At 72.6% G+C, this 23,030-nt stretch carries 17 protein-coding genes; 6 read left to right on the plus strand and 11 right to left on the minus strand.

Annotation, left to right across the window (positions count from 1 at the left end; translation table 11 throughout):
- Window positions 1-17: 17 nt before the first annotated feature.
- Together ACTHAM_RS02855 and ACTHAM_RS02860 are read left to right on the plus strand one after the other, a co-directional pair.
- Window positions 18-4,232 carry an RICIN domain-containing protein gene (locus tag ACTHAM_RS02855; RefSeq protein ID WP_440684257.1) on the plus strand — a complete coding sequence of 1,405 codons (4,215 nt, stop codon included), beginning with the start codon at window positions 18-20 and terminating at the stop codon, window positions 4,230-4,232.
- Window positions 4,233-4,387: 155 nt separating this feature from the next.
- The gene (locus ACTHAM_RS02860) at window positions 4,388-5,530 is read left to right on the plus strand and encodes an ATP-binding protein (protein ID WP_440684258.1); all 1,143 of its coding nucleotides are present in this window, start codon (window positions 4,388-4,390) and stop codon (window positions 5,528-5,530) included.
- A gap of 31 nt (window positions 5,531-5,561) precedes the next feature.
- On the opposite strand, the gene ACTHAM_RS02865 is transcribed toward ACTHAM_RS02860, so the two are convergent.
- From ACTHAM_RS02865 to ACTHAM_RS02895, 7 genes are all read right to left on the minus strand, one after another.
- Window positions 5,562-5,831 carry a PASTA domain-containing protein gene (locus ACTHAM_RS02865; protein ID WP_440684259.1) on the minus strand — a complete coding sequence of 90 codons (270 nt, stop codon included), beginning with the start codon at window positions 5,829-5,831 and terminating at the stop codon, window positions 5,562-5,564.
- A 67-nt stretch (window positions 5,832-5,898) separates the two neighbouring features.
- Window positions 5,899-6,813 carry a sensor domain-containing diguanylate cyclase gene (locus ACTHAM_RS02870; protein WP_440684260.1) on the minus strand — a complete coding sequence of 305 codons (915 nt, stop codon included), beginning with the start codon at window positions 6,811-6,813 and terminating at the stop codon, window positions 5,899-5,901.
- A gap of 161 nt (window positions 6,814-6,974) precedes the next feature.
- Window positions 6,975-8,261 (minus strand): PAS domain S-box protein, encoded by a 1,287-nt coding sequence (locus tag ACTHAM_RS02875; protein WP_440684261.1) that lies wholly within the window; start codon window positions 8,259-8,261, stop codon window positions 6,975-6,977.
- A 52-nt stretch (window positions 8,262-8,313) separates the two neighbouring features.
- Window positions 8,314-9,051: a LysR family substrate-binding domain-containing protein gene (locus ACTHAM_RS02880; protein ID WP_440684262.1), complete on the minus strand. Its 738-nt coding sequence runs from the start codon at window positions 9,049-9,051 to the stop codon at window positions 8,314-8,316.
- Window positions 9,052-9,126: 75 nt separating this feature from the next.
- Window positions 9,127-9,912, minus strand: coding sequence for a VOC family protein (locus ACTHAM_RS02885; RefSeq protein WP_440684263.1), 786 nt, complete (start codon window positions 9,910-9,912; stop codon window positions 9,127-9,129).
- Window positions 9,913-10,046: 134 nt separating this feature from the next.
- Window positions 10,047-10,787, minus strand: coding sequence for a tRNA (guanosine(46)-N7)-methyltransferase TrmB (gene trmB / locus ACTHAM_RS02890; protein WP_440684264.1), 741 nt, complete (start codon window positions 10,785-10,787; stop codon window positions 10,047-10,049).
- A 21-nt stretch (window positions 10,788-10,808) separates the two neighbouring features.
- Window positions 10,809-11,786 (minus strand): alpha/beta hydrolase, encoded by a 978-nt coding sequence (locus tag ACTHAM_RS02895; RefSeq protein WP_440684265.1) that lies wholly within the window; start codon window positions 11,784-11,786, stop codon window positions 10,809-10,811.
- A 92-nt stretch (window positions 11,787-11,878) separates the two neighbouring features.
- Between ACTHAM_RS02895 and ACTHAM_RS02900 the strand changes: the two genes are divergently transcribed.
- Complete coding sequence (locus ACTHAM_RS02900; RefSeq protein ID WP_440684266.1) at window positions 11,879-12,082, plus strand: dodecin family protein; 204 nt, start codon at window positions 11,879-11,881, stop codon at window positions 12,080-12,082.
- Between the two features lie 3 nt (window positions 12,083-12,085).
- Here the strand turns inward: ACTHAM_RS02900 and ACTHAM_RS02905 are convergent, their stop codons facing one another.
- The gene (locus ACTHAM_RS02905) at window positions 12,086-12,742 is read right to left on the minus strand and encodes a histidine phosphatase family protein (RefSeq protein ID WP_440684267.1); all 657 of its coding nucleotides are present in this window, start codon (window positions 12,740-12,742) and stop codon (window positions 12,086-12,088) included.
- 195 nt (window positions 12,743-12,937) lie between these two features.
- Between ACTHAM_RS02905 and clpB the strand changes: the two genes are divergently transcribed.
- The gene (clpB, locus tag ACTHAM_RS02910) at window positions 12,938-15,541 is read left to right on the plus strand and encodes an ATP-dependent chaperone ClpB (RefSeq protein ID WP_440684268.1); all 2,604 of its coding nucleotides are present in this window, start codon (window positions 12,938-12,940) and stop codon (window positions 15,539-15,541) included.
- Window positions 15,542-15,579: 38 nt separating this feature from the next.
- Here the strand turns inward: clpB and ACTHAM_RS02915 are convergent, their stop codons facing one another.
- From ACTHAM_RS02915 to ACTHAM_RS02925, 3 genes are all read right to left on the minus strand, one after another.
- Window positions 15,580-16,128 carry a DUF4190 domain-containing protein gene (locus ACTHAM_RS02915; protein ID WP_440684565.1) on the minus strand — a complete coding sequence of 183 codons (549 nt, stop codon included), beginning with the start codon at window positions 16,126-16,128 and terminating at the stop codon, window positions 15,580-15,582.
- Between the two features lie 103 nt (window positions 16,129-16,231).
- Window positions 16,232-17,341: a DUF4190 domain-containing protein gene (locus tag ACTHAM_RS02920; RefSeq protein ID WP_440684269.1), complete on the minus strand. Its 1,110-nt coding sequence runs from the start codon at window positions 17,339-17,341 to the stop codon at window positions 16,232-16,234.
- Between the two features lie 88 nt (window positions 17,342-17,429).
- The gene (locus tag ACTHAM_RS02925; protein ID WP_440684270.1) at window positions 17,430-18,221 is read right to left on the minus strand and encodes an exodeoxyribonuclease III; all 792 of its coding nucleotides are present in this window, start codon (window positions 18,219-18,221) and stop codon (window positions 17,430-17,432) included.
- Between the two features lie 112 nt (window positions 18,222-18,333).
- On the opposite strand from ACTHAM_RS02925, the gene ACTHAM_RS02930 reads away from it, so the two are divergent.
- On the plus strand, window positions 18,334-20,544 hold the full coding sequence (locus ACTHAM_RS02930) for an NTP transferase domain-containing protein (protein WP_440684271.1): 2,211 nt from the start codon (window positions 18,334-18,336) through the stop codon (window positions 20,542-20,544).
- A 50-nt stretch (window positions 20,545-20,594) separates the two neighbouring features.
- A complete protein-coding gene (locus ACTHAM_RS02935) occupies window positions 20,595-23,024 on the plus strand; it encodes a GH36-type glycosyl hydrolase domain-containing protein (protein ID WP_440684272.1) in 2,430 nt (809 codons plus the stop codon).
- Window positions 23,025-23,030: the final 6 nt, after the last annotated feature.

Raw genomic sequence — 23,030 nt, forward strand, 5'->3', positions numbered from 1 at the left:
GCACCGAGAGAGAGCCGATGACAACGACGTCACGGCGCAGGGCGGGGGCGGGCGTCACGGCGCTCGCCCTGGCCACCTGCGTCTTCACCGCTGTGCCCACCGTGGCCTCCGCGAACCCTGCGGCCGCCACCTCCGCTGCGGCTGCCGCCGCGATCCCGTCGGTGACGGTGACCCCGAACCCGTGGGCGGCCTCCGAGCCGTTCGAGGGCTGGGGAACGAGCCTGGTGTGGTTCGCCAACGCCACGGGCGACTACCCGGCCGAGCTGCGGCAGGAGCTGTACGACCTGCTGTTCACCGCCGACGGTCTCGACCTGAACATCGCCCGCTACAACATCGGCGGCGGCAACGCCTCGGACGTCGTGGACTACCTGCGTCCCGGCGGTGCCGTCGAGGGCTGGTGGAAGGCCGACACCACGGGCGACCAGTACGGCACCACGACCACCTACGCCGACCGCGCCGCGATGCTCGCCGCGTGGGACGCCGACGACCCGGCCGACTACGACCTGACGGCCGACGCGACGCAGCGCTGGTGGGTGCAGCAGCTGGCTGCCGACGGCCAGATCACGCACTGGGAGACGTTCGCGAACTCCGCGCCGTACTTCATGACCGAGTCCGGGTACGTCTCCGGTGGCACGAACAGCAGCGCCGAGCAGCTCAAGCCCGAGGCCGTCGACGACTTCGCCGCGTACCTCACGCACGTCACCGAGGCGCTCGAGGACCAGTACGGCATCGACGTGGCGACCATCGACCCGCTGAACGAGCCGAACACGAACTACTGGGGCACGACCCTGACCAACGGGGTGCCCACGGGCGGACGCCAGGAGGGCATGCACGTCGGTCCGGCCCGGCAGGCCGACCTGATCGATGCCCTCTCCGCCGAGCTCGCCGACCCGGCCACGACCACCGAGGCCGTCGTCTCGGCGATGGACGAGACGAACCCCGGCACGTTCGTCACCAACTGGAACGGCTACGACCAGGCGACGCGTGACGCGATCGACCAGCTCAACGTGCACACGTACGGCACGGGCAGCCGGGTCACGGTCCGCGACATCGCCAAGTCGGCCGACAAGCCCCTGTGGATGAGCGAGGTCGAGGGGTCCTGGGTCACCGGCTGGAACCCGTCGTCCATCACGAACGGCCTGGGTCTGGCCGGCCGCATCACGGACGACCTGCGTGAGCTGGAGTCGCAGGCGTGGGTGTTCTGGCAGCCCGTCGAGGACCTCTACAACATGGAGCCGGCCGCCGAGAACTCCAACTGGGGCTCGGTGTTCCTGGACCTGGACTGCCAGTACTACGACGAGGCCGGCACGCAGGTGTTCAAGTCGGCGCGTCGGGTGGCCGCGGCGGGCGGGGACAGCACGCAGGTGCCCGAGTGCTCGATCGTGACGAACACGAAGTTCGACACGACCCGCAACTTCACGCACTTCATCCGCCCCGGTGACCGCATCGTGCCGACGTCGAGCACGAACGCCACGGCCGCGGTCTCGGCGGACGGCACGGCGACCACGGTCGTCTACACGAACACCGGCACCACGGACCTGTCCGTCACGGTGGACCTCTCGCGCTATGGCCAGATCGCCGAGGGTGCGACGGCCACTCCGTACGTGACGACCCAGTCGCCGGCCGACGCCCCCGGGGCGAACGCCCTCGTGGCCGGGACGCCGGTCGCTGTCGATGCCGCCGCACGCACCGTCACCCTCACGTTGCCCGCCCGGTCGGTCTCGTCGATCGTGGTCGACGGTGTCTCCGGCGTGGCCGACTCCGCGGCGCTGCTGCCCGACGGCGGCACCGTGCAGCTGGTCGGCGTGCAGAGCAGCAAGGCGTTGACCGCGACCTCCGGCACCGCCGCCACGACCCTGACCACCCCCGGCACCACCGCCGCGGCGGCCGCCGCCCAGGTGTGGACGGTGCACGAGGTCCCCGGCGCCGGTGCCACCCGTGAGTCGACGCGACGCGTGGTGCTCACCGACCAGCAGGGCAGGGTGCTCGGGGCGACGTCCGCCGGCACCGACCTGCGCTCCGTGAGCGTCGAGGCGGCAGCCGCCGACCCGGCGACCCGCTGGATCCTCAGCACCACCGACGGCAGCACGTTCGCCCTGGTCAACCAGGGTCTGGGCAGCGCGCTCGACGTCGGCGGCCAGTCGACCGCCGAGAACGCGACCGTCGGCGTGTACACCTCGAACGGCGGCACCAACCAGCTGTGGCGGGCCCGCAGCACGCAGGCCACCGGCAGCCGTCCGGTCACGCTCGCGACCGTCGCCGGTGTGGTGCCGACCCTGCCGTCGACCGTCGTGCCGACCTACGCGTGGGGCACCGGCGTGCCGGCCCCGGTCACCTGGCAGCTGCCCGGTGAGGACGTGTGGGCCACGACAGGCCAGGTGGTGGTGCACGGCACGGCGACCGACGTCTACGGCGGCACGGTCGAAGCCGTCGCCACGGTCGACGTCGGCGGGTACACGGTGACCGACCCGGTGTCCGTCACGACGTTCGCCGGGGCGTCCCTCGCCTCGGTGCAGGCCGTCGCACCGGTGACCGTGCCCGCCCGTGTGGGTGCCTCGACCGCCACGTTCGACGCCGCTGTCACCTGGGACTTCTCGGCCCTCACCGACGCGGACCTGACCGACGTCGGCACCGTCACGGTGCCCGGCACGGCCACGTCGAACGACCCGTCCGCCGCACCGCTGCCCGCCACGCTCACGGTGATCCTCACCGCGCGCAGCACCAGCAACATCGCGACGCTGCCCACCACGACCGCCTCGGCCACCTTCACCGAGAGCTCGGCGTACTCCGTGGACCGCACCCGCAACGGTGACCGCACCGACAAGGGCTGGTCCAACTGGAAGGGCTCGAACAAGAACGCCTCCGACACCCTCACCTATGCGTTCGGGGGTGCCCGCCAGCTGAGCGAGGCGACGATCTGGTTCTACAAGGACGGGTCGTCGACCAGCTGGGCGCAGTCGATGCAGGTCCAGGTCCGGGATGCCGCAGGCACCTGGGTGTCCGTGCCCGGCTACGAGTCGGCCGTGTCGGTGACCTCACCGGCGGACGGCTCCGCCCCCGTGGTCACGGTGCCCCTGGGCGGCGTGGACGCGACGGCCGTGCGGTTCGTGCTCAACGCCTACGCGAACACGCACCTGATCGTCTCCGAGGTCGAGGTGCAGGCGTCCGGTCCGGCCGCCGCCTCGGTCGCCACGCTCGGGTCGCTGCGCCTGGACGGGACGAGCGTGCCCGGATTCGAGCCGGCCGACACGGACTACACCGTGGACGTCGACGGCACGGCGTTCCCGACGCTGACCGCCGTGCCCACCGACGACGACGCCACCGTGCGCGTCACCCAGCCGACCGCCGCCAACCGTGGCATCGGCACGGTCCAGGTGACCGCGGCGGACGGCACGACGACCACGACCACCACGGTCACCGTCGTCCGTCACGCCACGATCGACACCGTCGAGGTGCTCGGCACCGCGAAGGTCGGGCAGACCGTCACCGCCCAGGTCACCACCGACCCCGCCGACGCGGCCGTCGCGCTGACCTGGCTGGTCGACGGCCAGGCGATCGACGGAGCCACGGGCAGCACGCTCGTGGTGCCGGCCTCGGCGGGCGGCAAGGCCCTCACGGTCCGCGCGGTGGCCTCCGCCGAGGGGCTGGTCGATGGCACCGGGGAGTCCGCACCCGTGACCGTGCAGCCGCTGTCCTCGGACACCCGGCTCGCCGCGCTCACGCTCGACGGCACCACCGTCGAGGGCTTCGACCCGGCGACCACCCGGTACACGGTGCTCAGCCGAGGATCGGCCTGGCCGACCCTCGCCGCCACCACCGCCGACCCGACCGCCACGGTCCGGATCGTGCAGCCCGCGGACAGTCGGGGCACAGGGACGGTCACGGTGACCGCCGAGGACGGCACCCGACTCGTCTACCGGGTCGTCGTGCAGCGGCAGGTCGCCGTCACCGCGGTCGACCTGCGGGGAACCGGACGGGTCGGCACGCGGGTCACCGCCGTCGTCCAGTCCGACCCCGGCCGCGCCCAGCTCACCTACAGCTGGGCGGTCGACGGTCGCACGGTGCGGGGTGCCCACCAGGCCACCTACGTGCCGCGCCCGTCCGACGCCGGCAAGGCCCTGACGGTCACCGTGACCGCCACCGCCCGCGGCTACGTCACCTCGGACACCCGTACCTCGACCGCCCTGGTCGTCACCGCGCACCACGGCGGGTGCCCCTGGTCGTGGTTCTGACGTCAGGCGCCTGACGTCAGGAGTGAGCGGGTGCCGCCGCGGTCGACGCCGCGACGGCACCCGCAGCACCGGCGACGCTCAGCCGCGCCGGTGCCGCCGGCTGCGCCTGTCTCCACCGAAGGCGGGAACGGCGCTCCCGCCCTACCGTACGAGTCGTGGACACGACGCCTCACCTGCCTGTGGGAACGCTCGTCGACGAGCCCGGGGACGCGTCGGGCGACGGCCCCCGTGCGCCCGCCGTGCTCGACCCGACACGGTTCAACCGGCACACGTTCTGGTGCGGCCAGTCCGGGTCCGGCAAGACCTACGCGCTGGGCGTCGTGCTCGAGCAGCTGCTCGTGCAGACCCGGCTGCCGATCCTCGTGCTGGACCCCAACGGGGACTTCGTGCGGCTCACCGAGGTGCGCGAGGACGCCGACCCGCGGATCGCCGAGGTCCTGGCGGGGCAGGACATCCGGGTGCTGCGCTCGGGCCCGCACCCCGACGCCGCCCAGGGAGTCGACTGGCCCGAGCGGCTGCACGTGCGGTTCGCCGCGATGGACATCCGGATGAAGGCCGCGGTGCTGCGGCTCGACCCGATGCGGGACGCCGAGGAGTACAACGAGCTGCTCCACCTGGCGGACGCGTTCGCCACCCAGACACCCGGCCGCGAGAGCTTCTACGCGACGCTGCACGACTCCGACTCGCACGCCCGCCGCCAGCTGCTGCTGCGGTTGCAGAACCTCGGGGTCCTCGAGTGGGAGCTGTGGGCCTGGGGTGCGACCTCCGCCGAGGACATCGTCGACACACGGCCGCGGGCCACGGTGCTCGACCTCGGCGGCTTCGCCACGCAGCACGAGCCGAAGGTCGCCGCGCTCGCGGTGCTCGACCACCTGTGGGCCACCCGCGACCGTCGTCAACCGCTGCTGGTCGTCATCGACGAGGCGCACAACCTGTGCCCGGCCGAACCGTTCGACCCGGTCGAGGTCGCCCTCACCGAACGGATCGTGCAGATCGCCGCCGAGGGCCGCAAGTACGGGCTGTGGCTGCTGCTGTCGACGCAGCGCCCCTCGAAGATCCACCCGAACGCCCTGTCGCAGTGCGACAACCTCGGCCTGATGAAGATGAGCTCGCCGCGTGACCTGGCCGAGCTGGCCGACTGGTTCGGGTTCGCCCCGGCCGAGCTGCTGCAGCGCTCGCCGGGGTTCCGGCAGGGGCAGGTGCTGTTCGCCGGCGGGTTCGTCGGTCAGCCGGCGGTCGTGCAGATGGCCCGGCGGCAGACCCCCGAGGGCGGTTCGGACGTCCGCGTCCCGCTCTGAGAGCCGACGTCGTCAGGCGGCGCACGGCGCGTCAGCCGTCCGCGCCCTCACCGAAGACGAGCTCGACGTCCGAGAACCGCACAACGCGGGTACCGACCCCGGGGATCACGCCCACGACGGTGTCTCCCGTGCCGGCGACGTGAGGGTGGTCCGACAGGCCCGCGGCGTCAAGCCTCTGCATCGCGGTCCGGGTGTCGTCGCCGATCACGTCGGGCACGGTCGTGGTCCCGAAGGTCACGACGAGCCCGACCACCACGACGGCTCCGACCGACTGCCACACCGCTCTGCGGGCTCGCGTCACAGGCAGGTTCTACACCAGGCCCGTGCCGTCCGCACGCTCCTGCGGCGGCGCTGCTCCGACGGCGTTCTCACACGCCGAGGTGCACCCTGCCGCGTCCGGACCGCTTGGCGGTGTACAGGGCCTCGTCCGCCCGGGCGAGCAGCGAGTCCTCGTCGTCGTCCGGGCGGGCGAGCACCGCTCCTCCGGACACCGTGAGGTGGCGGCCCTCGGTCAACCCGTGCACCCGGGTGTGGTGCACGAGTCCGGCGAGACGCGCCGCCACGCCCCTGAGCGCGTCGGCGTCCTCGACCGAGGTGAGGACGAGGAACTCGTCACCGCCGTACCGGACGACGTCCTCGTCGACCCGGCTCCCCGCCGCGAGGCTGGCTCCCACGGCACGCAGGCACTCGTCACCGACCAGGTGCCCGTACGTGTCGTTGATCGACTTGAACCCGTCGAGGTCGAGCAGGAGCAGCCCGAACCCGGCGCGGCCGCGGTGCAGCCCGGCCAGACGTGTGGCGAGCCGGTCCTCCAGGTGGTGGCGGTTGCCGAGCCGGGTCAGCGGGTCGAGTCGGGCCTGGTCCTGCAGCTCCCGGATGCGAACGGCGGAGGCGACCGCGTCCGAGTCGTCGTGGAACGTCTCGACGGCCCCGACGATCGTGCCGTCGGCGTCCCTCAGCGCGGACGCCGTGACCTGGACGGGCGTCAGATGGCCCGCGCTGTGGTGGGCGAAGACCCGGGCGCGCCGGGTCTCGCCGTCCAGCGTGGTCAGGCGCAGCGGGCAGACGGTCGGACCGCACATCGGGCGCCCCAGCTCGTCGACGTGGTTGAGCAGGCCGTCCCCGCACCAGCGGCCCACGGCCAGCTCGGCGGTGAAGCCGGTGAGAGCCTCCGCCTGCGCGTTCCAGTACACGATGCGGCTGCTGCGGTCGACGACGTAGACGGCCTCGCCCAGCTGGTCGAGCACGGCACGACCGAAGTCGTCGGCACGGGGTTCGGGCACCGAGCTCCTCTGATCTCTTGTCCGCTCGGTGCACCGCTCGGTGCCCCGACCTGTGACCATCGGCCGTGCGGCGGCCCGCACGCGGGGACCTTCGTCCGTGCGTGCGCGTTTCACCCGCAGTCGTAGGCGCCCGGTGACGCCCGAGGCGCCGGGCGCGCGGCCTACACCGGGTCGGGGTCGTCGGCGCGCTTCGCGGCGTACATGGCGGTGTCGGCTCGCCGCAGCAGGTGCTCGACGGTGTCCTGCGGGCCGATGACCGCCGTGCCGACGCTCGCGTCGACGTGCACGTCGACGCCCTCGTGCCGCACGGTGGCGCTGCGCACGGCCGCGAGCACCTGCTCGGAGAACTCCGGCAGGCGGTCCTCGGGCACGTCGTGCACCAGCAGGGCGAACTCGTCGCCGCCGAACCGGGCCGCCGTGCCGTGCTCGCCCACGGTGCTCTGCAGGGCGGCACCGACGGCGACGAGCACGTGGTCGCCGACGGTGTGGCCGAACCGGTCGTTGACGTCCTTGAACTCGTCGAGGTCCACGAACAGCACGGCGGGCCGCCGCCGGTCGGTCGGCAGGCCGGCGATGGCGTCCTCGACCTCGCGGCGGAACCTGGTGCGGTTGACCAGCCCGGTCAGCGAGTCGTGGGCCGCCTGGTACTCGAGCTGGGCCTCCAGGGCCTTCTCGGCGGTGACGTCGACGATCACCCCGTGGAACGCGACACGGCCGGAGGGGTCGCGCAGCACCACGGAGTCGTCACGCACCCACACGGTCCGACCGTCCCGGTGCGTGAGGCGGTACGTGCTGGAGTTCAGCTCGCCGTGCTCGCTCGACATGATCTCGACGGTGCGGTCGAGCACGAACTCGCGGTCGTCGGGGTGGATCCGCCCGAACCACAGGCTCGCGTCGGCCATCCACTCCTCGGGCGTGTAGCCGAGCATGCGTTCGATCTGGGGGCTGACGTAGTGCCACGCGCCGGACGCCCCGGGTTCGCTGATGTAGACGACCGCGGGCACACGCTCGACCAGCAGGCGGGAGCGCAGCTCGGCGGCGCGCAGCTCGGCCTCGAGCCGTTTGCGGGTGGTGATGTCCTGGGACATGCCGATCGCGTACGGGGCGGGCAGGCCGTCGCGGACGAGCGAGACGGTCAGCTCGGCCCAGACGAGGCTGCCGTCCTTGCGGACGAAGCGCTTCTCCATCGCGAAGTCGTCGATCTCGCCGGCGACCATCCGTTCCCACAGCTGCAGGTTGCGGGCGTTGTCCTCGGCGTGGGAGTACGCGGCGAACGGCATGCCCGCGAACTCCTCCGCGGTGTAGCCGAGCATGCGGCGCAGGTGGGCGTTGGTGAGGGGGGTGTGGCCCTCGAGGTCGACGACGCCGATGCCGACGGGGGCACGTTCGATGACGGCTTCGAGCTGGGCGAGGCGCGCCTCGAGCGCCTCGCGCACGTCGTCGTCCATGTCGTCACCGCCCTTCTGCCTGCGGCCGTGGCGGCCTGGCGCGCCCGTGCGCTCATCCTCCCGATCGGTGGCCGCGGCGCGGCCGTGAGGCTTTGCTGCGCTCACCGGACCCCCGGGAGCGGGTGACTGTGCGGGGCGGTTGCGCCGTCGAACGGGCCGGGGGCTGCTCACCACGGCCGCGGGAGCTGCCGGCCGTGCGCCCGCGGACGATGCCCACGAGCTCTTGCACCAGGTCGTCGTCCTGCCAGCGCAGCCACGCGAGGCCGACGGAGGTCTGCGGGGCGTCCCGCACCGGCCGGTAGGTCAGGTCCTTGCGGTGGTGCAGACGTGCGAGCGACTGGGGGAGCAGCAGCACACCGGTGCCGGCGGCGACCAGGTCGAGCGCGTCGGCGGTGGTGGCGGGTGCCTCCCCGGCGAACGGCCGGCCGGGGGCGTCGGACCAGCCGATGAGGTCGTCGGCCGGGACCAGCAGGGTCTCGTCGGCCAGGTCGGCGGGGTCGACCTCCTCGACCACGGTCAGCACGTGGTCGTCGGGCACGACGACGACGGTCCGCTCGGTCCACAGCTCGACGACCTGCAGCCCGGTGCGGTCGGTGGGCAACCGCACGAGCCCGGCGTCGGCGCGGCCCTCGTGCAGCACGGCCAGCTGGTCGCGCGGCTCGGCGTGCACCAGCTCGACGGGGTGGTCGGGCAGACGCTCGGCCCACACGCGCAGCCAGCGGTCGGGGTTGACCCCGGGCACGAGCAGCAGGCGGAAGCTCGACGGCAGGGTGCTGGCGGGCTGGTTCACGCGCTCAGCGTACGGACGACCCCTGACGCGGACCGCCGGGGAGGTGCGACGCCGGGGTGGGAACGGTGCCCGACGTCAGCCGGCGGTCGCGTCCGAGGCGATGAGCGCGAACACCTCGCCGAACGGTCCAGCGACCAGGGCGAACCGGCCGTAGGGGGTGTCCTCGGGTGCCCGCACCACCGCGCCGCCGCCCTCGACCACCCGCGCGACGCTCGCGTCGACGTCGGCCGCCGCGAAGTACACGGTCCATGCCGCGGGCACCGCAGCGTCCACGCTGTCGCCGTACCCGCCGATGCCGACGGCCGCGGCCCCCTCGTGGTGCAGCGAGGCGTACTGGAACCCGTCGCTGCTCATGTCCTCGGCGGTGAGGCCGAACAGGGTCGAGTAGAACGTGAGCGCGGCAGGCTGGTCGTGCGTCATCAGCTCGCTCCAGGCGGGCGCACCGGGCTCGTCGACCACCTGCCACCCGTTGTGCGACGCCGGTTCCCACAGCCCGAACACGGCACCGGTCGGGTCGGTGAGGATGGCCAGGCGCCCGAAGTCCATGACCTGCATCGCGGGGAAGACGACGTGCGCGCCGAGCTCCTGCGCGGCCTGTGCCGTCGCGTCGGCGTCGTCGGTGGCCAGGTACAGGCACCAGGCGGGTGGCGGTGCGGGGTCGTCGCCCAGGGGTTCGCTGAGCCCGACGACGCGGTGCTCGTCGATGAGTGCCTGCGTGTACCCGCCGGTCTCGGGCCCGCCGACCTCGAACTCCCAGCCGAACAGCGCACCGTAGAAGTCCCGGGCGAGCTGCAGGTCCGGCACGGTGATGTCGGCCCAGGCCGGGGTGCCGGACGGCCAGGGCTCCAGGTGGATCGTCATGCGTCGCTCCTCCGCGCAGGTGCCCGACCTGCGGACGGACCTCTGCGGCCATCACAGCACCACCACGCGCGACGCGACACCGGAGCGCCGTGGTGCCACCCGGTCGGCGCACCGCACGAGCGGTGCGAGGTGGCTCAGCGCGCCCGGCGCACCACCAGGTCGCACACCTCGTGGCCCAGGTCGATCCCGCGCTGCTCGAACTTGGTGACGGGCCGGTGGGCCGGTCGGGCGACGAACGCGACGGGACCGGCCAGGCCCGGGTCGGCCTCGAGCACCTCGCGCATCGTCTCGGCGTACTCCCGCCAGTCCGTCGCGCAGTGCAGCGTGCCGCCGACCCGCAGGCGCGAGCGCAGCAACGCCACGTGCTCGGGCTGGATGATCCGCCGCTTGTGGTGCCGGGCCTTGGGCCAGGGGTCGGGGAAGAACACGTGCACCGCGTCGAGGGTGTCGGCCGGGATCCGACGACGGACCAGGTCGAGCGCGTCGCCGTGCGCGACCCGCACGTTGGTCAGCCCGGCCCGCTCGACGAGCAGCAGCAGGTTCGCGATGCCGGGCAGGTGCGCCTCGACCGCCAGGTAGTCCCGGTCGGGGTCGGCTGCGGCCATGGCAGCCGTGGTCTCACCCATGCCGGAGCCGATCTCGAGCACGATCGGCGCCTGCCGGCCGTACAGCGACGCGGTGTCGAGCGTGCCCGCGGGGGTCAGGGGCGCCGAGCCGAGGTCGTCGTCGTGCACCGAGAAGCCCCACCGGGGCCACAGCCGCTCGAGCGCCTCCTCGCGGTCGCGGCCCAGCACGGAGCGGCGCGGGTGGAACGTGCGCAGGGGTTCGTGCGGCCGGGCGGCCACGTGCCGGAACGCGTCGGACGGGAGGGTCACAGTCCACCAGCCTACGGACCGTCAGGGCAGGGACCCTGCCTGCCCCTCGGGCGGTGTGCCCAGGCGCGCGTCGAGGAACCCGACGACCTCCTCGACGTACCGGTGCCGGGCCTGGCCGGCGGACAGGGCCAGGTCGTGCGCGCCCCCGGCGATCTGCACGACCGTGACGTCGTCGCCCAGCAAGGGTGCGCGGGCGACGATCTGCGCCGGGTCGAGCACCGAGTCGGTGCTGAGCAGGGCGTCGTGCTCCCGGTCGTCGGGTCCGATCCCGTCGGAGGCGAGCACGAGCACCGGGCACCCGATGTGCAGCCCTCGTGCGACCCGCGCGTGCCCGCGGCGCACGGTCCGGACGAACCCGGCCCGCACGGGGAACCCGGCGTGCGGCTTCCAGGTCAGGTCGTAGTCCCATTCGCCGCCGGTGTCCCGGTGCAGGGCCTGCCCGTAGTACGGCGCCAGGTGCGAGACGACCAGCCGCGGGGCCAGGCGCCCCACGACGTCGAGCACGGGTGTCAGCACGGTCCGTTCGAGCCACGAGCCGCGCAGGTCGAGCCACGGGCTGTTGAGCACCACGGCGTCCACCAGGTGCTCGTCGGTGCGTGCGTCGGCCCACAGGGCGGCGACCAGGCCGCCGGTCGAGTGGCCCAGCAGCACCACCGTGTCGTGCCGGGTGCGCAGGTCGCGGACGGCCGCGTCGATCTCCTCGGCGTACACCGACAGGTCGGTGGTGAAGTTCGGGTCGCGGCCGGTGCGGATCGATCGGCCGTAGTCGCGCAGGTCGAGCGCGTACAGCTCGTAGCCGTGCCGGGCGAGCGCCGCCCCCAGGTGGTCGTGGAAGAAGTAGTCGACGAACCCGTGCACGTAGAGCACGGCGCGCGGTCGCGGGTTGTCGGTGACGCGGGAGACGAGCGTCGCGACCGGCGGTGTGCCGTCACCGAGCCCGTCGGGCCGCAGGGGCAGGGTGCGCGCGGTCCAGCCGGGCCCGAGGACGTCGTCGACCATGCGGCGATCGTGCCACGGGGTGTGCTGTTGCGGGCGGTCGAGCCCGGGGTGAGCCTGGACGGACCGCACGCAAGCACGCCGAGGAGGTCGTCATGGGTTCGGTCGCCGCCATCACGCACATCAGTGCCCGCTCCGAGAAGGGCTTCGAGGACGCCGTCCGCACGGGCCTGGAGCGGGCCTCGCAGACCTTGCGCCACATCAGCGGCGCGTGGGTCAAGGAGCAGAAGGTCGAGGTCGTCGAGGGCAAGGTGACCGCGTTCCAGGTGGTCCTGGAGGTCACGTTCGTCCTGGAGTGAACCTCAGGCCGCGGGGACGGGCAGCGCGGTCGGCACACTGCGTGCGCTGCCGAGCCCCTGCGCGGCCACGTCGACCCCGGTGCTCAGCACGCGCCGGGCACCGCCGGGGTCGACCTGCACGGTCGACACGCTGGCGTTGGGCAGGGCCACCAGGCCCAGGTCGGGGTCGACCGTGGCGAGCCATGCGCCCAGCGTGAGGCCGTGCCCGACCACGAGCACGTGCCCGGTGGGGTGCGCCTCGACGATGCGCTCGAACGCGACCCGCACGCGGGCCATGTAGTCGCTGCCCGACTCGCCGCCGGGCAGGCCCGGGTGGGTGCCGTCGAGCATGGACGGCACGAGCTCGTGCCAGGGGGCGAGTGCGTCGAGCTCGTGCTCGGGGCGGCGCTCGTACTGCCCGAAGTGCAGCTCGCGCAGGTCCTTGTCGGTGCGCAGCCGCAGGTCGTCGTGGTGCCGCAGGATCTCGGTGGCGGTGGCGATCGCGCGGCCCGAGGGTGAGCAGTACGCGCCGGTGAAGGTGTGGTCGGCGAGGTGGTGCGCGGTGATCCGCACGCCGGCGCGGCCGGTGCGGGTCAGCGGGGAGTCGCTCCAGCCCTGCAGGAGCCGCCGGGCGTTGAGGTAGGTCTGGCCATGACGCACGAGCGTCAGCGTGAGGGTCATCGGTGCCCTTTCGTCGTCGGTACGTGCTCGACGGTAGGGCGGACGCGTGTCCGGCCGACGACGCCGGGGTGAGCAGTCGGTGACGGCTCGACGTCGTGTTTGCTGCCGGGCGGGCGGCAGAAGGTTGAGCGGAATAGACTCAACTTCGCGGCCGTTGCGCCGAGCAGTCCGACAACCCGTCACCCCGGAGGTCCCGTGGACGCCAAGTTCACCACCAGGTCCCAGGAGGCCCTCGGCGACGCCATCCAGCAGGCGTCCGCCGCGGGCAACCCGCAGGTCGAGCCCGCCCACGTGCTCAATGCGCTGCTCGCGCAGGACGGCGGCGTCGCCAACGGCCTGCTCGACGCCGTCGGCGCCGACCGCACCGCGCTCGGACGGTCCGTGCGGGCCGCCCTGATGAACCTGCCCGCCTCGTCGGGGGACACCGTCACCCAGCCCGTCGCGTCCCGGCAGCTCAACACCGCGCTGCAGGCCGCCTCGTCCGAGGCACGCGCCCTGGGCGACGACTACGTGTCCACCGAGCACCTGCTGCTCGGCCTGGCCGCCGGGCAGTCCGGCATCGGCGACGCCCTGCGTGGCGCCGGCGCCTCCCGCGACGCCCTCGCCGCCGCCCTGCCCACCGTGCGCGGCACGGCCAAGGTCGACAGCCCCAACCCCGAGGGCACCTACAAGGCCCTCGAGAAGTACTCCGTCGACCTCACGCAGGCCGCCCGCGACGGCAAGCTCGACCCGGTCATCGGCCGCGACGCCGAGATCCGCCGCGTCGTCCAGGTCCTGTCCAGGCGCACCAAGAACAACCCCGTGCTCATCGGTGAGCCAGGCGTCGGCAAGACCGCCGTCGTCGAGGGTCTCGCCCAGCGCATCGTGGCCGGCGACGTGCCCGAGTCCCTGCGCGGCAAGCGCCTCGTCTCGCTCGACCTGGCCGCCATGGTCGCCGGCGCCAAGTACCGCGGCGAGTTCGAGGAGCGCCTGAAGTCCGTCCTCAAGGAGATCACCGAGTCCGAGGGCGAGATCGTCACGTTCATCGACGAGCTGCACACCGTCGTCGGCGCCGGAGGTGGCTCCGAGGGCGCCATGGACGCCGGGAACATGCTCAAGCCGATGCTCGCCCGCGGCGAGCTGCGCCTGGTCGGCGCCACCACGCTCGACGAGTACCGCCAGCGCATCGAGAAGGACCCCGCCCTGGAGCGCCGGTTCCAGCAGGTGTTCGTCGGCGAGCCGTCCGTCGAGGACACCGTGGCGATCCTGCGCGGGCTCAAGGCTCGCTACGAGGCGCACCACAAGGTCACCATCGCCGACTCCGCCCTGGTGGCCGCCGCGGCCCTGTCCGACCGGTACATCTCCGGACGCCAGCTGCCCGACAAGGCCATCGACCTGGTCGACGAGGCCGCCTCCAGGCTGCGCATGGAGCTCGACTCCTCACCCGTCGAGATCGACGCGCTCCAGCGGGCCGTGACGCGGCTGGAGATGGAGGAGGTCGTGCTGTCCGAGGCGACCGACCCGGGCAGCGCCGAGCGCCTGGCCAAGCTGCGGGCCGACCTGGCCGACCGTCGCGAGGAGCTCGCCGGGCTCACCGCCCGCTGGGAGAAGGAGAAGGCCGGGCACAACCGCGTCGGCGACCTGCGCGTGCGCCTCGACCAGCTGCGTGCCGACGCCGAACGTGCCCAGCGCGAGGGGGACCTGGCCGCCGCCGGCCGCCTGCTGTACGGCGAGATCCCCACGGTCGAGAAGGAGATCGCCGCCGCCGAGGCCACCGAGGCCGACACGGACGCGAGCGCCGAGGGCACCCCGATGATCGCCGAGAACGTCGGCCCCGACGAGATCGCCGAGGTCGTCTCCGCCTGGACGGGCATCCCCGCCGGGCGCCTGCTCGAGGGCGAGTCCGCCAAGCTGCTGCGCATGGAGGACGTGCTCGGCGAGCGGCTCATCGGCCAGAAGCCGGCCGTGGCCGCCGTGTCCGACGCCGTGCGCCGGGCCCGCGCCGGTATCTCCGACCCCGACCGGCCCACCGGTTCGTTCCTGTTCCTCGGCCCGACCGGTGTCGGCAAGACCGAGCTGGCCAAGGCGCTCGCGGACTTCCTGTTCGACGACGAGCGCGCCATGGTCCGGATCGACATGTCCGAGTACTCCGAGAAGCACACCGTGGCCCGCCTGGTCGGTGCCCCTCCGGGGTACGTCGGTTACGAGGAGGGTGGCCAGCTCACCGAGGCGGTGCGCCGCCGCCCGTACGGCGTGGTGCTGCTCGACGAGATCGAGAAGGCGCACCCCGAGGTGTTCGACATCCTGCTGCAGGTGCTCGACGACGGCCGCCTGACGGACGGTCAGGGCCGCACGGTCGACTTCCGCAACGTGATCCTCGTGCTCACCTCGAACCTCGGCTCGCAGTTCCTGGTCGACCCGCTGCTGGACGCCACCGCGAAGAAGGACGCCGTCATGGCGGCCGTCAGGGGTGCTTTCAAGCCGGAGTTCCTCAACCGGCTCGACGACGTGGTGCTGTTCGACCCGCTGTCGCTGGCCGAGATCGGCGAGATCGTGCAGCTGCAGGTCGCCGCCCTGGCGGCGCGGCTGGCGGACCGTCGCCTGACGTTGGAGGTCACCCCGGCGGCGCGCGAGTGGTTGGCGCTCGAGGGCTACGACCCGGCGTACGGCGCCCGGCCGTTGCGTCGGCTGGTGCAGCGCGAGATCGGCGACCAGCTGGCCCGACGCCTGCTGGCCGGCGAGATCCGCGACGGGCAGAGCGTGCTCGTCGAGCTCAACGCGGACGCGGACGCCGGCGGCCTGGTGGTCTCTGCCCGCTGACGGGGTGCTGACGGGGTGCTCGGCAGGGCCGGGGGTGGCTACACGTCCTCGGCCAGGTCGAGCACCTCGATGCACAGGCCCGTCCGGTCGCCGCGCGCCCAGCCGTCCTGCGTCGGTGCCCAGGTGATGACCGTCGCGTTGGCCTCGATCTCCTCGGGGCTGAGCACGCAGGAGCGGGCCACACGCGCGTCGGCGGCCTGCTGCCCGGGCCACACGGCGTCCGGGGCGAACTCGAACTGCGAGATGACCTCGCCGGCGTGCTGCTGGCCGCAGGGCACCACCTGGACGGTGTCGACCGTGCCGTCGGCGGCGGGTTCGGGCAGGGTGCCCAGGCAGTTGCCCGTGACGAGCTGCTGCACGTGGGCGTCGCGCGGGCTGGCGACGTCGGACGGCAGGGAGCTCGACGCCCGCACCAGCAGTACGGCGGCGACGATCCCCGCCGCGGCGAGCAGGGTGCCGAGCACACCGAGGACGACGCCGGTGATGGCGAACCCGCGGCCGCGCGTGCCGCGGGTGCGGGTCCTGTGCAGGCCGACCAGCCCGAGCACCACGGCGACCGGGCCGAGGCCCAGCAGGCCGGTGACCAGGGCGGCGACGGCGGTCCCTTCGAGACGTGGGCGTTCGAGGGACGCCGTCGACCACCCCGGCGCGTAGTACGGCTCGGGGTAGCCGGGCTGGTCGGCCGTCAGCTCAGGCTCCGGTCCCGGCGACGCTCAGCGTGCCTGCGGCGATCGACCCGGTCAGGTCGGTGCCGTAGGACGTGAACGTGCAGTACGCCGTGGTCTCACCGGCGGCGTACTGGTCGGGGTGCGGGTAGTACAGGTCGGCCCAGCCGGTGGAGTCCTGCAGACCGGGGGCGGCGGCCTCGACCAGCTGCTCGCAGCTGGTGGACGCCTCGTACCAGACCGGGTCGTCCGCGGACAGCGACAGCTCCACGGGTCCGCTCATGGGCACCAGCGCGACGATCTCCATGTCGTGCGTGAGCGCGCAGTCGATGCTGTCCGCGCCGCTGAGGTCGTAGGTGCCGCTGTAGGTCAGGCACTCGCCGGGCTGCAGGCCCGTCACCAGCGTGTAGTCGGGCAGGACGGTGTCGTCCGGGTCCTTGTAGAGGTCGCCGTCGGTGGACCCGTCGGCCGTGTCGTCCAGGGGCTCGTCCCACGTGCCGGTGGTGTCGCCGGTGTCGATGTCGTCGAGGGCACCGCTGGCGCCGAGCACGACCGTGAACAGCACGACGAGCAGGATGCCCACGATGGTCAGCGAGCTGATGACGATGCCGGCGATGGCCATGCCGCGACCGGCGGCACCCGAGCGCTTGATGCGCCGCAGCGCGGCGATGCCCAGGCCGAGCGCGATCGCCGAGAAGCCCAGGATGCTGGTGACCAGCGAGGCGATGGCCAGGCCGTCGGTCTTCTGCGCGCCGCCGTACTGCTGGCCGTAGGCCGGTGCGGCGGCACCGTAGGCGCCGTACTGCGGCTGGGCGCCGTAGGGCGTGGCCTGCGGGGCGCCGTAGGCCTGTGCGCCGGGCTGCTGCCCGTAGGCCTGGGTGGGCTGCGCGCCGTACGGCGAGGCCGGCTGCTGCTGGCCGTACGGGTCGGCGGCGGGCTGACCGTAGGTGGGCGCGGCGGCACCGTACGCGGGGGGTGCCGGGGTGGAGGCCGTCTGCGGGACCGCTTCGTAGCCGCTGGGGGCGGGCGGGGCGGAGTAGGTGCCGGCGGTCGGGGCGACGGGCGATGCGGGGGCGGCGAAGGCGTTAGGTTCGGGTGCGGACGTCTCTCCGCTGCTCCCGTGCTCAGTGCTCATGCGTGCAACGTAGTGGAGCGGCAGGCCTGCGAGGGGCCGTTGAGGGCAGTTCTCACCCAACCAGACGTGTCCGAGATGTCGGAATTGTTCAATCTGTGAGATCAATCACGACGGGGACGTGGTCGGACGGGGTCTTGCCCTTGCGTTCGACGCGTTCGATCGAGACGCCGGCGACCCGTGCGGCCAGCGCCGGGGTGGCGTACGTCAGGTCGATCCGCATGCCCTGGTTCTTGGGGAACCGCAGCTGCTGGTAGTCCCAGTAGGTGTAGGTGTGCTCGGCGGGCACGTGCTCGCGGGAGACCTCGGTCCAGCCGGCCTCGGCGAACGCGCGGAAGGCGTCGCGCTCGGCGGGGGTGACGTGGGTGCGCCCCGCGAAGAACTCGGGGTCCCACACGTCGGTGTCCAGCGGGGCGATGTTCCAGTCGCCGACCAGGGCGGCCTGCAGGGCAGGGTCCTCGGCGAGCCAGTGCTCCGCCTGGTCGCGCAGCCGGGCGAGCCACTCGAGCTTGTAGGTGTAGTGCGGGTCGGCGATCTCGCGGCCGTTGGGCACGTAGAGGCTCCACACGCGCACGCCGCCGCAGGTGGCGCCGAGGGCCCGGGCCTCGACGACGCCCGGGTCGCCGAAGGTCGGCTGCCCGGGGAATCCGACCTCGACATCGGCGATGCCGACGCGGGACAGGATCGCCACGCCGTTCCACTGGCTGAAACCGCTGGTCACGACCTCGTAGCCGAGCTGCTCGAACGGTTCGCGCGGGAACTGCTCGTCCTTGCACTTGGTCTCCTGCAGCGCGAGGACGTCGACGCCGGAGCGCTCGACGAACGCGAGGGCACGGTCGAGGCGTGCACGGATCGAGTTGATGTTCCAGGTGGCCAGCCGCATGGCGCCCACGCTAGCGGGCGGCTCCGACGGTCGAGGGCTCTCGCCATTCCGCGCGACATCGGGCATGATGGGTTACGCAGGAGTCCGAACAAATTACGTCCGCGAGGTAGCGATGACCAGGTCCACGCGCGCACCCAGGCACGGCTCCCGGGCGGCGGTCGTGCTCGCCGCCGGGCACGACGAGGCGTCCCGCGAGCTGCTCACCCGCCCGCTGGGCGACGCGACCGTCGTCGAGCTGGCGGTGGCCACCGTGCGCCGCGTCGTCCCCGCCGACCGGATCGTCGTGGTGATCGCCCCCGGGGACGACCGGCTGCCCGCACTGCTCGGCGACGACCTGACCTACGTCGAGCAGCCTGAGCCGCTCGGCACCGGAGACGCCGCCCGCACGGCCGCGGAGGCCGTGGGCCGCGACGTCGAGCGTGTGCTCGTCGCGTACGCCGACACCCCGCTGCTGCGCCCCGACTCGCTGCGCGGGCTGCTCAACCGGCACGAGCTCAAGGGCGCCGACCTCTCGCTGCTCACCGCCGTGGTCGACACCGCGCCCGAGGGGTACGGCCGCGTGGTGCGCGAGGACGGGCGGATCGTCGCGATCGCCGAGCCCGGCGACGACGGCGCGCCCGACCCCGCTCCGACCGGTGACGCCCCCGTCGAGATCAACGTCGGCGCCTACGTGGCCGCCCCCGGCCTGCTGTTCGACGAGCTCGACGCGATGGCCACCGCCGGCGAGCACCGGCTCACCGACCTGGCCCGCCGCGTCATCGCCCGCGGCAAGCAGATCACCAGCCACCAGATCCACGACACCGACGAGGTGCAGGGCATCAACACGCCCGAGGAGCTCGCCGTCGCCGCCGACATCGTGCTCAAGCGGCTGTTCGTGCCGACCAAGAACACCGACACGAAGATCGTGTTCGGCACCGGCGGGTGGCGGGCCGTGATCGGCGAGGGCTACACGCTGGCCAACGTGCGCCGGCTGTCGCAGGCCATCGCGAACGAGACCATGCGGCAGGGCCTGGAGGCCAAGGGCGTCGTCATCGGCGGCGACCGGCGGTTCCTCTCGCGCGACTCGGCGATCGCGGCCGCCGAGGTGTTCGCCGGCAACAACATCCCGGTGACCCTGCTGCCCGACGACGTGCCGACCCCGCTGGTCACGTTCGCCGCCCCGTACCTGGGCGCGGCCTACGGGATCATCGTCACCTCGAGCCACAACCCGCCCGAGTGGAACGGCATCAAGGTGTTCCGCCAGGACGGCTCGCTGCCCCTGGACGACGAGACCGACCGGTACCAGGACGAGGCCAACGCCATGTCCGTCGAGGACGTCATCACGCTCGACATCGACCTGGCGCGGCGGGCCGGTGTGGTCACCGAGCGCACGCTCACCGCGCCCTACGTGGACGCGATCGAGCAGATCATCGACGTGGACGCCGTCCGCGGCGCCGACCTGCGGGTGGTCGTCGACCCCATGTACGGCACCAGCCAGCTGACCCTCGGCACGATCCTGTCCGACATGCGGGTGCCCGCCGAGTTCATCCACGAGGCGCACAACCCGCTGTTCGGCGGTGTCGCCCCGGCTCCCGACCTGCAGCGGCTGTCCACGCTCATCGGCATGATCCGCGAGGGCGCCGGACGCTACGGCCTGGGCCTGGCCACCGACGGCGACTCCGACCGCATCGGCATCGTCGACGAGACCGGCGAGTACGTCTCCAGCAACGACCTGCTGCTGCTCCTGTACTGGTACCTGCACGAGGTCCGCGGCGAGAAGGGCGGTGTGGTCCGCAACCTGGCCACCACCCACCTGCTCGACCGGTTGGCCGCGCACTTCGGCGAGGAGTCGCTCGAGGTCAAGGTCGGCTTCAAGCACGTCACCGCCGGCATGGAGCAGATCGGTGCGGTGCTCGGCGGGGAGTCCTCTGGTGGGCTGACCATCCGCGGCTGGATCCTGGGCAAGGACGGCATCTTCGCGTGCGCGCTGGTCGTCGAGATGCTCGCGCGCACCGGTCGGACCATCTCCGAGCTGCGCACGGCGATCCACGAGATCACCGGTCGGCTGCACACCCTCGAGGCGGGCGTGCCGTCCACGCCGGAGATGCGCATCGCGGTGCCGCGCCGGCTCGAGGCCCAGCCGCTCACGCACGTCGGCCCGTACCCGGTGGTCTCCGTCAGTCACCTCGACGGCACGAAGATCCTGCTCGAGAACGACAACTGGGCGCTGCTGCGGTTCTCCGGCACTGAGCCGGTGCTGCGCATGTTCGTCGAGGCCGACACCCCGCAGAAGGCCACCGAGCTGCTCGACTGGCTGCGCGGCTTCGTCACCGCCGGCGTCTGACCCTCCCCCCGCTCCCGCGACCCTCCCAGCCGACAGGAACAGCGACGACGATGCGCTACGGCCACTTCGACACCGCCCGCGACGAGTACGTCGTCGACCGCCCCGACGTCCCCGTCTCGTGGACGAACTACCTGGGCACCAAGAACCTCTGCACGGTGATCTCGCACGCCGGCGGCGCGTACTCGTACTACAAGTCCTCGCAGTACGGCCGGATCACCCGGTTCCGGCAGAACGGCGTCCCCCTGGACCGTCCGGGTCACTACGTGTACCTGCGGGACGCGGCCGACGGTGACTACTGGTCGGTGTCGTGGCAGCCGGTCGGCAAGCCGCTCGCGGCCGACGGCGTCGAGGACGGCGCGGAGTACACGACCCGGCACGGCATGGGTTACACGCGGTTCGAGGCCTCGTACAAGGGCATCGAGGCCAGCCAGACCGTGTTCGTGCCGCTCGACGACGACGTCGAGGTGTGGGACGTCGAGGTCACCAACCGCAGCGACGTCGAACGCCGGCTGACCGTGGGCTCGTACGTGGAGTTCAGCTTCCACACCATCACGATCGACAACCAGAACCTGCAGATGTCCCTGTACGCGTCGGGCTCCTCGTACGCCGACGGGATCATCGAGTACGACTTCTACTACGAGCCGTGGACCCACCACTTCTTCACCTCCAGCGAGGAGCCCAGCTCGTGGGACTCGCTGCGCGAGGAGTTCATCGGCCCGTACCGCAGCGAGAGCAACCCGGTCGCGATCGAGCGCGGCCACGGCTCGAACCGGTCGGCCACCACGCAGAACCACTGCGGCTCGCTGCAGCACGAGGTCGTGCTGGCGCCGGGTCAGACCAAGCGCCTGGTGTTCCTGCTCGGCTACGGCTCGCGTGACGAGGCCGGCCGGGCCATGCGTGCCAAGTACGCCGACCTGCCCACCGTCGACCTCGAGCGGGCGCGCCTGCGCGCGTACTGGTCCGCCAAGCAGGACGCGCTGCGCATCCGCACGCCCCACGAGGGCATGAACACGATGATCAACACCTGGACGCTGCTGCAGGCCGAGACCTGCGTGCAGTGGTCCCGGTTCGCGTCGTTCGTCGAGGTCGGCGGGCGCAACGGCCTGGGCTACCGCGACACCGCGCAGGACGTCATGAGCGTCATCCACTCCAACCCGACGAAGACGCGGCAGCGCATCGTCGAGCTGCTGCGCGCCCAGACCGAGGCCGGCTACGGGTTGCACCTGTTCGACCCGGCGGCCTTCGACCCCGACGCGCCGCAGCTGCCCGACGTGCCCAGCCCGACGATCGTGCCCACGCCCGACCGTGCCTCGCTGATCCACGGGCTGGAGGACACCTGCTCGGACGACCACCTGTGGCTCGTGCCGTCGGTCGTGGAGTACGTCAAGGAGACCGGCGACCTCGGCTTCCTCGACCAGGTGATCCCGTTCGCCGAGGGCACGCCCGGCACGGTCTACGAGCACCTGCGTCGCGCCCTGGACTTCTCGTCGCGGCACGTCGGGCCGAACGGCGTCGCCCTGGGCCTGCGCGCCGACTGGAACGACTGCCTCAACCTCGGCGGCGGGCAGACCGCCCTGGTCACGTTCCTGCACGCATGGGCCATCCGCGCGTTCCTCGAGGTCGCCGAACCGCTGGGCCGCACGGACGACGTCGAGCGGTACCGCGCCGAGCTCGACCGGATCGCCCGCGTCGCCGACACCGAGCTGTGGGACGGCGACTGGTGGGTGCGTGGGTACACGCGCGACGGCGTGAAGATCGGCTCGCACGAGAACCACGAGGGCAAGATCTTCCTCGAGCACCAGGCCTGGCCCGTGATCGCCGGGATCACCACGCACGAGCGCGGCGCCCGGTCGATGGACTCGGTGCGCGACCTGCTCGGCTCGCCGTACGGCAACCACCTGAACTGGCCGGCGTTCACGCAGGTCGACGACACCGTCGGCTTCGTCACGCGCGTCTACCCGGGCATCAAGGAGAACGCCGCGATCTTCTCCCACCCCAACGCCTGGCCGATCATCGCCGAGGCGCTGCTGGGCCGCGGCGACGAGGCCGTGCAGTTCTACGACGCGATCCTCCCGTACCACCAGAACGACAACATCGAGGTGCGTGGCGCCGAGCCGTACGCCTACGTGCAGTTCCTCTACGGGCGCGACCACGAGTGGTTCGGCAAGGCGCAGAACCCGTGGCTGACCGGCACCGCCGGCTGGATGTACACCGCGGTCACCAAGTACGTCCTGGGGGTGCGGCTCACGCTCGACGGGCTCGTCGTCGACCCCGCGATCCCGCACGACTGGGACGGGTTCGAGATGCGTCGCGAGTGGCGCGGCGCCGTCTACGACATCGAGGTCCGCAACCCCGACCGGGTGAGCCACGGGGTGCGCAGCCTCGTGGTCGACGGTGTCGAGCAGGACCCGGGCGCCCCGATCACGGCCCGCCCGGCAGGCAGCCACGTGCACGTGGTCGTGACCCTCGGCGAGCGCTGACGCGGG

The sequence above is a fragment of the Cellulomonas soli genome (assembly GCF_052036975.1).
GTDB classification, from domain to species: Bacteria; Actinomycetota; Actinomycetes; order Actinomycetales; family Cellulomonadaceae; genus Cellulomonas; species Cellulomonas soli_A.